The organism is Parabacteroides sp. CH2-D42-20 (genome assembly GCF_003670185.1).
In the GTDB taxonomy this organism is placed as follows: domain Bacteria; phylum Bacteroidota; class Bacteroidia; order Bacteroidales; family Tannerellaceae; genus Parabacteroides; species Parabacteroides distasonis.
Map to the genome: position 1 here is coordinate 66,551 of NZ_RAYG01000005.1, position 12,740 is coordinate 79,290.

The 12,740-nt window shown below is 39.6% G+C and carries 8 protein-coding genes; 4 read left to right on the forward strand and 4 right to left on the reverse strand.

Going from position 1 to position 12,740, the window contains the following annotated elements; all coding sequences use genetic code 11:
• Nucleotide 1: 1 nt before the first annotated feature.
• From D7V92_RS04480 to D7V92_RS04495, 4 genes are all read right to left on the reverse strand, one after another.
• Nucleotides 2–3,442, reverse strand: a complete 3,441-nt coding sequence (locus D7V92_RS04480; protein WP_370035964.1) for an N-6 DNA methylase — start codon at nt 3,440–3,442, stop codon at nt 2–4.
• A gap of 153 nt (nt 3,443–3,595) precedes the next feature.
• Nucleotides 3,596–3,775, reverse strand: coding sequence for a hypothetical protein (locus D7V92_RS04485; protein ID WP_007482326.1), 180 nt, complete (start codon nt 3,773–3,775; stop codon nt 3,596–3,598).
• Nucleotides 3,765–4,205, reverse strand: coding sequence for a DUF1896 domain-containing protein (locus D7V92_RS04490; RefSeq protein WP_121772375.1), 441 nt, complete (start codon nt 4,203–4,205; stop codon nt 3,765–3,767). Before D7V92_RS04490 ends, D7V92_RS04485 begins: the two co-directional genes overlap by 11 nt.
• Nucleotides 4,206–4,315: 110 nt before the next feature.
• Nucleotides 4,316–5,605 (reverse strand): DUF3945 domain-containing protein, encoded by a 1,290-nt coding sequence (locus tag D7V92_RS04495; RefSeq protein ID WP_121772376.1) that lies wholly within the window; start codon nt 5,603–5,605, stop codon nt 4,316–4,318.
• A gap of 662 nt (nt 5,606–6,267) precedes the next feature.
• Here D7V92_RS04495 and D7V92_RS04500 point away from each other — a divergent pair.
• The 4 genes from D7V92_RS04500 (at nt 6,268) to D7V92_RS04515 (ending at nt 12,585) form a co-directional block, all read left to right on the forward strand.
• Nucleotides 6,268–7,311: a DNA cytosine methyltransferase gene (locus D7V92_RS04500; RefSeq protein WP_087375278.1), complete on the forward strand. Its 1,044-nt coding sequence runs from the start codon at nt 6,268–6,270 to the stop codon at nt 7,309–7,311.
• Between the two features lie 4 nt (nt 7,312–7,315).
• Nucleotides 7,316–10,288: an ATP-binding protein gene (locus tag D7V92_RS04505; RefSeq protein WP_121772377.1), complete on the forward strand. Its 2,973-nt coding sequence runs from the start codon at nt 7,316–7,318 to the stop codon at nt 10,286–10,288.
• A 2-nt stretch (nt 10,289–10,290) separates the two neighbouring features.
• Nucleotides 10,291–11,925 (forward strand): response regulator receiver domain, encoded by a 1,635-nt coding sequence (locus D7V92_RS04510; protein ID WP_121772378.1) that lies wholly within the window; start codon nt 10,291–10,293, stop codon nt 11,923–11,925.
• Between the two features lie 231 nt (nt 11,926–12,156).
• The gene (locus D7V92_RS04515; RefSeq protein WP_121772379.1) at nt 12,157–12,585 is read left to right on the forward strand and encodes a very short patch repair endonuclease; all 429 of its coding nucleotides are present in this window, start codon (nt 12,157–12,159) and stop codon (nt 12,583–12,585) included.
• Nucleotides 12,586–12,740: the final 155 nt, after the last annotated feature.

The window sequence follows — 12,740 nt, forward strand, 5'->3', positions numbered from 1 at the left end:
CCTAGTCGGGCGTGGGCGGTAGATGGTACAGCTGCTGGTTGAGCCTCGGCCTGTCCACACCCACGTCCTCCGCAGTCTTGTAGTCGGTTATCTCTGCGTAGAAGTTGGCAAGTTCGGGCACTTTGATAAAGTACCTGAACCGTTCCTTCTGCACGATCTGGTTGGTCACAGAGAACTCAAAGTCCGTGCTTTTCTTGGCATATACGGCGGCCCAACCGTCAAAGCAGGTGATTCCCTGCCTTTCCATCTCTTTGGGGCGAAGATATTTGAAAAGCAGGTAAAGCTCGGTCAGACTGTTGGAGATGGTCGTACCCGACAGGAAGGTGGCCCCCAGATCCCTGCCGGAGCGTTCCTGAATGGTACGGATGGCAAAAAGCAGGTTCATCGCCTTTATGCTTCCTTCCGGGTTTCCAAGTCCCGAAACCCTTGTGTGGCGGGTGTTGAACATCAGGTTCTTGAAGTTATGCGATTCGTCCACGAACAAGTGGTCGATGCCCATCTGTTTGAAATCAACCACATCATCCGTCCGCCTCTTGATGATATCCTCCAGTTTTTCAAGTTTCGCCTGAAGATTCTCCTTCCTCTTTTCCAGCCCGCGTATAATCCAGCCGCTGACCTCGTTTCCCTGTTGCTCGAATACGGCAAGGCTCTCCTCTATGCTTTCTATCTCCTTATTGTATATCTCCTGCTGTATCTCCGGTGACTGGGGTATTTTTCCGAACTGGTCGTGCGTGAGTATGATGCAGTCCCAGTTGTTGTTCTTGATGTCATGGAATATCCCGACACGTTTTTCGGGGGTGAAATCCTCCTTTCCTGGATACAGTACCTTCGCGTTCGGATATGCCCTTTTGAATGTGTCGGCGATGTCGTGCACGTTGCTCTTCAACCCTATAATCATGGGCTTGTCCGCCAGTCCGAGACGCTTCATCTCGAAGGCGGCCACACACATGATGAGCGTCTTTCCGGTGCCCACCTCGTGGTCAATTATCCCCCCGCCGTTGAGTTTCAGCATCCATACCGCATTTTTCTGGCTGTCATACAAGCCGGGGATATCAAGACCTTTCAGGTCAAGGAAAGGGAAGTTCTGGCAGGAGCCGTCGTAGTCTGGCCGTACATAACAGTTGAACTTGCGGTTGTACATGCCGGCAAGGTCCTGCTTGAACTGCGGGAGCTGCTCGTTCAGCCAGTTCACGAACTCCTTGCGTATCTCGTTGATTTTGGCGTCGGCAAGCTGGATGGCGTCGGCATCGCACACCTTTATGTCTTTTCCGTCCTTGTCCTGTACGGTTTTTGTGATGTCGGGCACGGTGTTGTGCAGGGCATGTTTCAGCAGGTCATTCCCGTAATATCCCCTTTTTTCTCCTTTCACGAAGTATTTGTCGGTGATGTTCGCGTTGCTTCCTTCAAGGGTTATGCCGAACTCGTCGATGCTTTCCGTATAGCTGATGCGGGTCTTTACCCCGAAAAGGTATTCCGCAAACTCTTCATATACGGATGTGGGTATCCACCGTTCACCCAGGTTGAAGTCAAGCAGCTCGAAGCCGATGGGTTCTGGTGCGGCGTCCTTCAGCGCTTCCAGCGACCTCCCGCTTTCCTTGTCATCGGGGTATTCCTTGAGATGCTTCTCTATCCATTCCGTTTTGGCGATGACGTTCCCCGCAATGAAACGGTCCCTTATCTCGTATTTTTTCATCATGGGGTTGTAGAAGATACGGCTTTCAAGCTGTTCAAGCAGTTCCCGCCTACCGATGTCGCTCAGGCTCTCCATATATTCCAGATTCACCTCCCCGAACTTGTTCAGTGAGGCCGCGAGCGCTTCCTGGGCGGTGTCCGCATGTTTGACCTCGTTGGCATTGAATGATACGGGGACGGTGAATATGTCCGCTTTCTGTATCTTGCCCCGGATACTTCTTTCCAGTGAGAGCATTTCCCTGCCTCCCGCATCCATCAGCAGGAACTTGGCGTTGTCCTTGTGGTTGAGTTCCCGGAACATGCGTCTGAAACGGTCATACTGCCTGTTGAGTTCCTCACGCAGGCCAGGCTGTTCGGTTTCCGTCTCGGCTTCAGTCCTGTAAAGCTCATGGTATGCCTCACGAAGGGGGATATAATAAGAGGCCCGGTATTGCTGGGTTACTGTCAGTCTGAGCGGGTGGAATTGTACTTCAGGGGTGTTCATGCCCCGAAGGTGGCCGTATTGTTCACCCGATTTTACAATGGAGCCGTTCTTGTATTCCGGCTTCAATTCCCCGTCAAACGCTCTTGGTTCCATTTCTTTTTTGCGTTCCTCCTCCATCTTCCTCCTGCGTTCCTGCCATGCCGCTTCTGCCTCGGCCTGCGCTAGGGAAAGGTCCTCTTCCGGGACCGCTTCGTCATAAGCGTTCTCCTGCGAGAAAAGATTGAACATTTCGGGCGTGTTGTCCTTCTTTTTACGGGATGCCGTCACAACTTTTCTTTCCGGCATCCTGCTTTCCGCTACTTCCGTCTCTTCTTCGGCATAAGTGTCGAAAAGGTTGAGCATGGGTTCATACGGTCTGGTGGAAAGGATCAGTTTCACCTGCTCGCTTTTTTGTGGCCGTTCGTCCTCTTCCGTTATGGTGATTGTCGGTTGGATGGCTGTGGACGGAACGGACTGCCGGGACAGGTTCTCCGTGTAGAGTTCCCGGTTCAGACGGCTTTCGATGTCCCGCAAGAGCAACTCACCGAGTTCTTCGGAAATGGTCTCCACGCTACCGTCATGGATGAAGTTCATGGCGGGCTGCCCGTACATGTTCTTACCGGTCTTGACAGCGGTATGGATAATGTGGTCCGGCTCCTTGTAGCAGTTGTTGATGGTGATGTTTCCGGGCAGTGTGCGGGTCTCGATGAAGTTCCGTTCCGCTTCGGTCAGTCCGTTTTTCCGGCTATTCTTCTGCAATACGATCAGGTCGCTGCTCACTTTGGTTCCGGCATCGGTGAAAAGGTTGCTGGGCAGGCGGACAGCGGAAACCAGTCCGGCGTGGTTCACCAGCCATTCCCGTATGGGACGATTGCCGGGCGAGTCCATGACTCCCGAAGTCGTAACGAAGGCCATTATGCCGCCTTCCCGCAGCGTATCCATGCCTTTCAAAAAGAAATAGTTGTGTACGGCGTTGAGTGCCCCTTTGCGTACCGGATCGCCACTGCGGTCAAAGTCACGGTCATATACTCTGGTATCTCCGAACGGGATATTGGAGGATACCACATCGAAATAACCATTATAATAAGGTTGTATGGTCTGGAAGCCGTCTATAATGACCTTGCTGTCCGGATAGAGCGCGGAGAGAATCCTTCCGGTGAGCTTGTCCTTCTCAAAGCAGGTTATTTCAGGCACGTCCTTCAGAGGGCTGATGAAAACTCCAGTACCTGCGGAAGGGTCGAGAAAATGTCCGGGGACGACCCCCGACGCCTGCAACGTCCTCTGTATGACGGATGCCACCGCTTCGGGGGTATAGAATGCGGTAAGTACGGAATTTTTAAGGCTTTGTATATACTCCTTGTACTGTTTCTCGTCCGTGGAATACTCCCGAAGCAGTTCATGTAGCAGCCTCACCTGAGGGAACAGTTCCCTGTCAGTTGTTCACTTTCCGATGTCTGTGTCTTTTTCTGCCGGATTGAGGATACATTTCAGTCCCCCGAAACCGGTGTAGCCGTTCAATACTTTGCGCCCTTCTTCGGTGAGACAAAACTCCGGGCGCATGAACAGGTATTCAAGTGCGGCCATGTTGTCCGCCAGATGTTGTCGCTTGTTATATGCCATATTGTTCTATATTTGATTGGATGAAACCTGTCAGTTCGATGGTGAGGATACGGTAGGAAGGGGAAGCCTCAAACCTGTCGTCTATGGGATATTTGTTGAATACGTCTTCTGCGGACGGCAGTAATCCCAGGCAGAGATCCTTCCGCTTTTCAGGGGGTACTTCCGGGAACCATTCCGACACCACTTCAAAAAGGGTGTCGAACTTGGAAAACTGCAAGTCCCAGTAGAGCACGGCATCCGACTGTTCCAATGCCTGCGTGACAGTCAGATCGTCACGTATGGAATGTTCATAGACATTGGCTGCTTCATCGGCTCTTGACCTGATAAAATCCAGATTCCCGGCCATGTGGGGATGGCTTTCTCGTAAATGAAGAAGGAAAGTCGTTTCAAAGTATGACAGTTCTCCCTCTGGTGTATTGTTATGTTGCATAATCGGTTTGTTTTTACGTTGGATGATTCCATGTATTCATTAAATATATACCCGACAGCCATCGGTGTGGTAATCGGGTATATATGTGAAGTGTGGCCGTTTCCGTAAGACTATGCCACGGAAAAGCTGTTTTTCTTGGGTTTGGGCGTGAAGGATGTGGCGTGACGTGCCGTCTGCTTGCTTTCCTTTTTCTGGTCCTGTTTCCGGTTTTCAAGATTCGGCTTGTACTCCCTCGCGTTCTTTCCTATGAGAAGGTTGTTGCTCTTGTTGCTGAAGCGCACGTCATCGGAGAATGTCCTGCCCTTGTAGCGCATATTCTCGATATATACCATTTCATGGTTTTCCAGCATCTTTTTCTGTTCGGGGGTGATTCTGGCTCCCATGATGGTGTCGTTTACTTTCAGCTGTTCTCCGGCCTGCTTGAATGCAATGTCCATGATTCTCGGATCGACAAAGGCCACGCCAGAAAGAAGCGTGTCGTTCTTGCGCTGTATGTCATTGATGGAAAGTTGCCCGCCTGATGCGAGGACCTGCTTCTGCTTGTCGTCCAGTCTTTTCCCGTAGATGTAGTCCGGTATCTTGATGGCGTCCACGGGCATCGTGATGATACGGTTGCTCGGTTCATGGAAAGCCACGTAACAGTTGCATACTTTTCCTGTGTAGGTATCCTTCATCTCCTTTATTCCTTCCAGTGTTCCGGTATCCTGGAGTTTCTGCTTTTCCTCGTCCGTGAATACGCCTTTATAGGTGGGCAGGTCATATTGCGGCTTGTCAAGCCTGCTCAGTGTTTTCAGCTGTACCTTGCCGTCCTCACCCTTGACACAGAGGAAACAGGCCTCACCCATGTCCTGCTTGACGCCGTTGACTTCCTTGCTGATGGGGAAGGCGGTAGAAGTGATTCTGCCCTTGAGCATTTCACCCATGCAATGGTTTTCAAACAACAGTTGCTTGTCCACTCCCAGCGCACTGAGTTCCTTCCAGGGAAGCTGGTGCTCGTCGAACTTGTAGCGTCTGGCGAGTTTGGCGATACGCCCTTCATCGTTCAGTTCACTGTTCTCTACCAGTTTTTTGCCTTCCGGTCCGGGGTCTTCTCCCTTTCGGATCTGGATGACGGCGTTCAGGGTCTTTTCCAATACAGCGAGAGGAATAAGGAAGAAACTGAAACTTGTGGGATTGTTGTACTGGTTCTTGAAATTAGTAAAGAAGAGTTCCAACGGTGATGTGCGGTCCAGCTTCAGAAAGCTGTTGTTGTTCTTCTTGTCGGGTGGTACGATTTCGAGACTGCCGTCCTGCTCGTTCATTTTGGAAACGACTGCGGTCTTGTTCGTTCTTTTGTCAAGGACTGCCATTACGTGCTCTTCCTGACCTTGCTGCTCTTGTTCTTGCTTTTTCTTTGCCATAAAATCTAAAATTAAAATGATACAATAATGATTATTACCGGGTAAACTTTAGCCCGTCAGTGCGAATGTAGGATATTAGTTGATAATATGTTACAAGAGTGAATACATGGGGAATGGATGGCGGGAGATGGCGTTAAATGACGATGTAGCCTGTACTAAGACCTTACATTATTTTTCTCATTTTGTGAACAATATTATAATATAGAAAGTAATTAGACTGTTAGATAAGCATATGAAAGGCGGGTCGGTACGGATTGCTTTATCTATTGGACAAGGAAAGTAATGCACAATTCTATCTTGTATGTCATTTTTTGTATTTCTAGGAGAAACGAGATGATAAGAGAATTGCAAATGTGTAATATGCAAAATTGCAAGATAACTAAATACAATTTGTCTTGGTTATATTATTATAAATCTGTAATTTTGCATATTACATCAATTATTCCGAGAAGGAAACAAATAAGTGACTCAAAGTTATTCTTATCGAAAGGCTAAGAATGGGAAAATGCTTGGTTCAATTCTTGTGCAAGAATGAAACTACATTTTTTTGATGGTGTATAAAATGAGTCTTAACCATCTCTGGAAGCATTGGTTATAATAGTATGAACATTTTATGTAGATGTGGGACAACTATTGAATCCAACAAGAAGAAAAGTGTAAAAATGAAATATAATAAATATACAGCTATTGATTTCTTTTGTGGTGGAGGTGGTATGACATGTGGTCTTCGCCAAGCAGGAATTGATGTTATTGCAGGAGTTGATTTTGATAAAGAGGCAAAATATACTTATGAGATTAATAATCCAGGAAGTATTTTTGTAGAAGCCAATATAAGAGAACTGGAAGAGGAATATTTTGAAAAAAGATTATCAGTTCAAAGAAATGATGACAATCTTATTTTGGTTGGATGTAGTCCTTGCCAATTTTATAGTATTATTAACACATCAAGAGAGAAATCCAAAGCTTCCAAGGATTTATTGCTTGAATTCCAAAGATTTATTAAGTATTATAATCCAGGATATGTACTCGTTGAAAATGTTCCAGGAATTATAACAAACAAATATAGTGTACTGCCTGAATTTCTTTCGTTTCTAAAAGATTATGGTTATATTTATATTAAAAAAGATATAATCGATATGAGTTATTATGGTGTCCCGCAGAGTAGACGTCGATTTTCTTTGATAGCTTCACGTGTTAGAACCGTTTCACTTCCTGTAAAAGAAAAAAAGCAGGCTATTCTAGCAGATTATATAGGGGTATGGAATGGGTTTGCAAAAATTAGTGCTGGTTACAAAGACTCTACAGATTTAAATCATACAACAGCTGGACTTAGTGACATCAATCTTAGAAGACTGGCAAAAACCAAGAAAGACGGAGGTAATCGCTTGGATTGGAAAGACGATCCTACATTACAGTTAAACTGTTTCAAAGATAAAGACGAAAGTTTTAAAGATACATTCGGAAGAATGTGGTGGAATCGTCCTGCTCCAACTATTACAACTAAATTTTATAGTATATCAAACGGTCGATTTGCACATCCTGAAGAAGATCGTGGTATATCCTTACGGGAAGGAGCAACACTTCAAACCTTTCCTAAGAACTATATTTTTAAAACTAACAGTATTGCCGCTACAGCAAAGCTAATAGGGAATGCTGTCCCTTGTGAATATGCAAGAAGATTAGGAGAAATAATAATAAAAAACTAGTCATATGCCACAGTTTAGAGCTAAAGCAAGAGCAATTGATTTATTAGGAAAAGGACAAATATCAGATCTCCCTACTGCAATATCTGAATTGTGGAAAAATGGATATGATGCATATGGAGATAATCTTGAAGCTTATCTTTATATGGATAGTTATGTAGATGTAAATCATCCTTTTTTTGTTATTTCAGATGATGGAAAAGGAATGTCACGTCAAGATATTCTTGAAAAGTGGATTGTATTGGGAACCGATTCTAAAACTAGATGTGAGCTTGATGTAGAAGGCGAAGATACTCTTTGGAAAAAGCCTCGTATTAAAATGGGAGAAAAAGGTATAGGACGGTTATCTGTTGCATACTTGGGAAGCCCAATGTTGATGTTAACAAAAAAAATAGGTTCTCCTCTTCAAGCTCTATTTATTGATTGGCGTATTTTGGAAAATTACAATTTATATATTGAGAACATCAATATTCCGTTACTATCCATTACAGAACCAAATAATTTTGTTGACATATTTGATAGCTTAAAAAAGGAATTTATAGATAATTTCAAAAAAGATAAAAATAAACCGATTTATTTGGAACGCCACATTTCAGAATCGAATTTAGCAGATGAGTGGTATGAGCAATATACTTTAGCAATACAAATCATTAAAAGTGTAGAAAATATCAAATTGCCTTCTTTTTTCACTCAAGAAATGATTGTTCCATTGTGCTCTACATCAACAGATATACACGGAACAAAATTTGTTATTTTTGAACCAGACGAACAACTCATTATATTATCTCAATCATACCAAAAAGATATAAATACTGATTACGAAGATTCTGTTAACGAAATAAGAAGTAGCCTTAATGGATTGTTTAATGTCTTCAAAAAAGAGAATATTGCGGTTGCAACTAAATTTATAGTTGTCACTAATGAAGGTGAACGTGATCTTATTTCTAGCAGGGAGTTCTTTTCTTATCATGACTTTATTAATTGCGATCATTTAATTGATGGAAGATTTGATGATTCCGGACAATTTTCTGGAAAGATAAGGGTTTATAAGAAAGATGATATCAATCATACTTTTAGAAATTCTCGTAAACCAGGTAATACAGCTTACGGAGCTTTTAACTTAAAAGTTGGTGTTATTGTCGGCAATCAGAATGAATCTATGCTTAATGAAGAGCAATTTAGGGCATATGATGAGAAATTGAAACTTTTTGGTGGATTATATATTTATAGAGATGGTTTTAGGGTACTTCCATACGGTAGAACTGAGACCGATTTTTTACGATTTGAGAATCGTCGATCCAAACATGCAGGCTCCTACTTCTTTAGTCATAGACGAATGTTGGGATATATTGAGATATCAAGAACTAATAATAAAAAATTGGTAGATAAAGCAGGGCGAGAGGGTTTTATAAATAACGTTGCATATAAAGAGTTTAAAGCAGATTTAGAGGCTTTTTTCATAGATTTGGCAAAGAAATTTTTTGGGACAGATGCTGAATTTAATTATAAAGAAAATCAAAAATCAGATATTGAAAAGGCTTCAAAAAGTGCTAAAGAGGAACATGAAAAAGAAAAGGCCTTAAGAAAAGAGTTTGCTAAAAAACTGAAAGAATACCCTGAATTATTGGATGCTACAATCCATAATTATCAAAAGTTAATTGATGAACTAAAAATGAAGCAGCAAGACTCTGTCTTGCTTTATGAAGATATTGATTTTATTTTAAAACAAATAGAAGAGTGTAAACTAAAGATTCGTAAATTAAGTCTTGATAAACCTGTACGCTTTTCTTTAACTGAAAATCAAAAGAAAAGTTTATACACTTATCAGGAGAAATTTCACTCATTTACAGAAAAAGGAATTTCTGAGTCTCAAAGTGTAATAAATAATGCTCGGACAAAAATGGAGGACTTTGAACTCTTTAAGGAGTTGGAAGCTAAATATCATCAATACAGAGTACATATATCGAATATTTTTGATGAAGCAATATCTTCATTAAGCCTATCTGTAAATAAATTGAAAGAAAAAATATCCGAAGAAAAATCTTCTGTTTTTTTAAAAGAGATTGATGAAAAATATACCTCAATAAAGCCGCGAAATATTAATAGACTGGATATATTATCGGGATTAACATTGCTTGATAATATTTATCAGGATCTGATTGATAAAGCTCATAAAAGAATTTCTCCATTTCTACAGCATTTAGACAGGATAAGCCTTGATGTTGATGAAGAAGCTTTAACTGGCTATTACAAAATTAGATATGAAGAAATAGAAAAAAGGTGGACTCAAACTAAAGAGTTAGCCCAAATGGGGATAGCAATTGAAATTATTGACCATCAGTTTAATGCTTTGTATTCTCAGGTGGCATATGCTATTATGCAGATAAAAAATTACCTACCCAATGATGAGAAAACGCTTCGACATTATCAGTCGTTAAAGACATCTTTTGAGCATCTAGAAGACAAATATAAATTAATGTCTCCACTGTATCGTACAACAGGTAAAATAAGAAAAAATATTAGTGGAAAATTTATAAAAGAATATCTGTGCTCATTTTTTTATCGTCAATTTGACGAGTTAAGTATCGTTCTTCAAAGCACTTTTGAGTTTGACAATGCTTCGTTCACAACATATGAGTCTATTCTTTTGCCAGCTTTTGTGAATATCATTCATAATGCCATATATTGGTTAAAGTCTTCAGAAAATAAGCAGATTGTATTAGACTTTGTTGAAGGCACGAAAATATTGATTATTAATTCAGGAAAGCCTATTGATGACTTTTATTTGGAAGATATTTTTAAGCTCTTTTATTCCCAAAAACCAAATGGACGTGGAATTGGGCTTTATATTGCGAAGGAAACTTTAATGGAGGTTGGCTATGATTTATTTGCTGCCAGTAATAAGTCTGACTACAACAGATTACAAGGTGCATGTTTCGTCATAGACACAATGCCAAGAAACTCATTAAAAAAAGAATAACTATGGATAATACATTTAAGAGCGTAGCTCAAAATATAATCAATGAGTCAATAAAATCAGCAGTATTTATTGATGATGAAATTCCTATGCTATTTAGTGGAGAAGATGATAAAACTGGGATATGTAAACCTTTGTACGAATCTTTTCAAATGAAAGATTGTTCTGTAGATTTTTCTAAATTTAGTAATCTTGAAAGCATTAGAGATAAGTTACTATTTGATAGAAAAGATTTACTAATTTTAGATTGGGAACTAGATCTTGTAGAACCCAAATACAAATCTACTCTTGAAATAATAGATAAAGCTGTAAAAACAGATAATCTTCATTTTGTATGTATTTACTCTCACAAAGGTGACAATAGAGAAGATATATTTTATAAAATATTGGCATATTATTCAGGAAATAGTCTTGAGCTTTTAGAGAAAAACAATCAAGATATTATTGATTTTATAGAAGAAGATGGATGGGGAGATTCAATTGATATCATAAATAAAATAATTTCTAAGACAAAAGAATTTACTTTAAATGTTATATCAAGAAAAGATTATAAAACATTTCTAAGAAATGAATTTAAGGAACGATATGATGAATTTGAAGCATTAGTTAAGAGTAAATATTCATCTGAAAAACAGTCTAACTATTTTATTAAATTAGCATTTGATTTAGCAAAAACCGAAATATATAGGTGTGAACCTAAAAAAGTTTATGTAAATTGCAAGGGGAATTATTTGCAAATAAACAATACATTTTTTGCAGTATTCAAAAAAGGGACTACAAACCCAGATGATTTATATAATGATTTTTCAGAAGCAATTTCATCTGCAAATGAAGCATTCTTAACCTTTCTGAGTATGGAAATGCGAAATAAGTTAATGAGTAAGTCCTCTCTGATAGGTAAAGGATTAAGCCGAATTAATGAAAGCGCATTTTTTCATCATAAACAAACAATTGTTCCCAATGAAGCTTTTGACGAATTTTTGATTGAATTATGGGAGAATTACAATACGGCATGGCTATATAAAGAAAAATCCAGTCTATTAGCAGCAATTGATGATTACCAAAAAGATAAAGCAGAAGCTAAACCATCAGATGAAGATTTGGCTAGGCTCAATTATTATTATAACATTGATCATACTATCCTAATGTCTCAAAGGAATATTGGTTTTGGAGATATCTTTATTATAGATCAAGGCGATGATAGTAAAGAACAATATATATTGTGCATTACTCCACACTGCGACTGTTTAAGACCAAATAAAATAAAAGGATTTTATTATTTTGTTTGTGGACAAACAACTAAAATAAACAGAGGACTAGAGTTAGCTGATAGTGGATTTATTTCTTTTATTCAAAATCGTCAAGAAGAAATTATTTGTATTGAATGGGATTTAAAACCATTCACTCTTCATGTATGCGAGAAACAACGTAATATTTCGACTTCTACAGCAATTGTATTTGGAGATAAAGTTGTAGATTTTAGATATTGTTGTACTTTGAAAGAGAATTATTGCCAGCGAATTACCAATAAATCCTTTTCTAATCCTATTAGAGTTGGTATATCCTTTGTTAAGAAGGAGGCATCTGAATCATGTAAAAAATTTCAGAACAACACATGTAGACATATTAAAAATGAATAAAATAATATTTATGTTTTACTAAGTAATAGAGGATTTTATGGAATATTACATAACTTGCTAATAAATATACTATATACTTTTCGTCTTAGTTTTGTATAAAAATAATAATGAATATGTTAGGATACTCAATATTGAATTTATTACTACTTCTTTTTGGTTGTTCTGCATTTTATAACAGATATCCTAATACGATGTTAGGGAGGGTAAAAGTCTCATTTAAAGAAAAAAATAATGTCTGATATATATTCAAAATCTAAACGATCTGATATTATGTCTAAAATTCCCAGTAAAGGAACACAACCGGAAATTTTAGTGCGAAAGTATTTATTTTCAAAAGGATTTAGATTCAGAAAGAATGTCAAAGAACTTCCTGGTAAGCCAGATATTGTTTTACCTAAATATAAAATTGCGATTTTTATTCATGGCTGTTTTTGGCATGGACATTCTTGTAGAAGAGGTAACTTGCCAAGTTCAAATAGACAATTCTGGGAAAGCAAAATTTCTCAAAATATAAGCAGAGATGAAGATGTGGTTCAAAAATTGCAAGACTTAGGTTGGAAGGTTATTATTATATGGCAGTGCGAGATACAAAACAGTTCAAACAGAGAAATTCGATTAAACCAGTTGGTTTTAGATATAAGGAGACAATCTACATTATAAACTGCCCCCCCCAAAAAAAGTTGGATAAAAACTTTTGGGAAATAGTTCATGAAAGGAAACAGTATCTTTTTATTGGGGCAGCAATATTGAAAAGGCACTGTTCGGTGTTCTGTATAAATTTGTAAACTTCAAGATTCGTTTTTTATACTTGAATC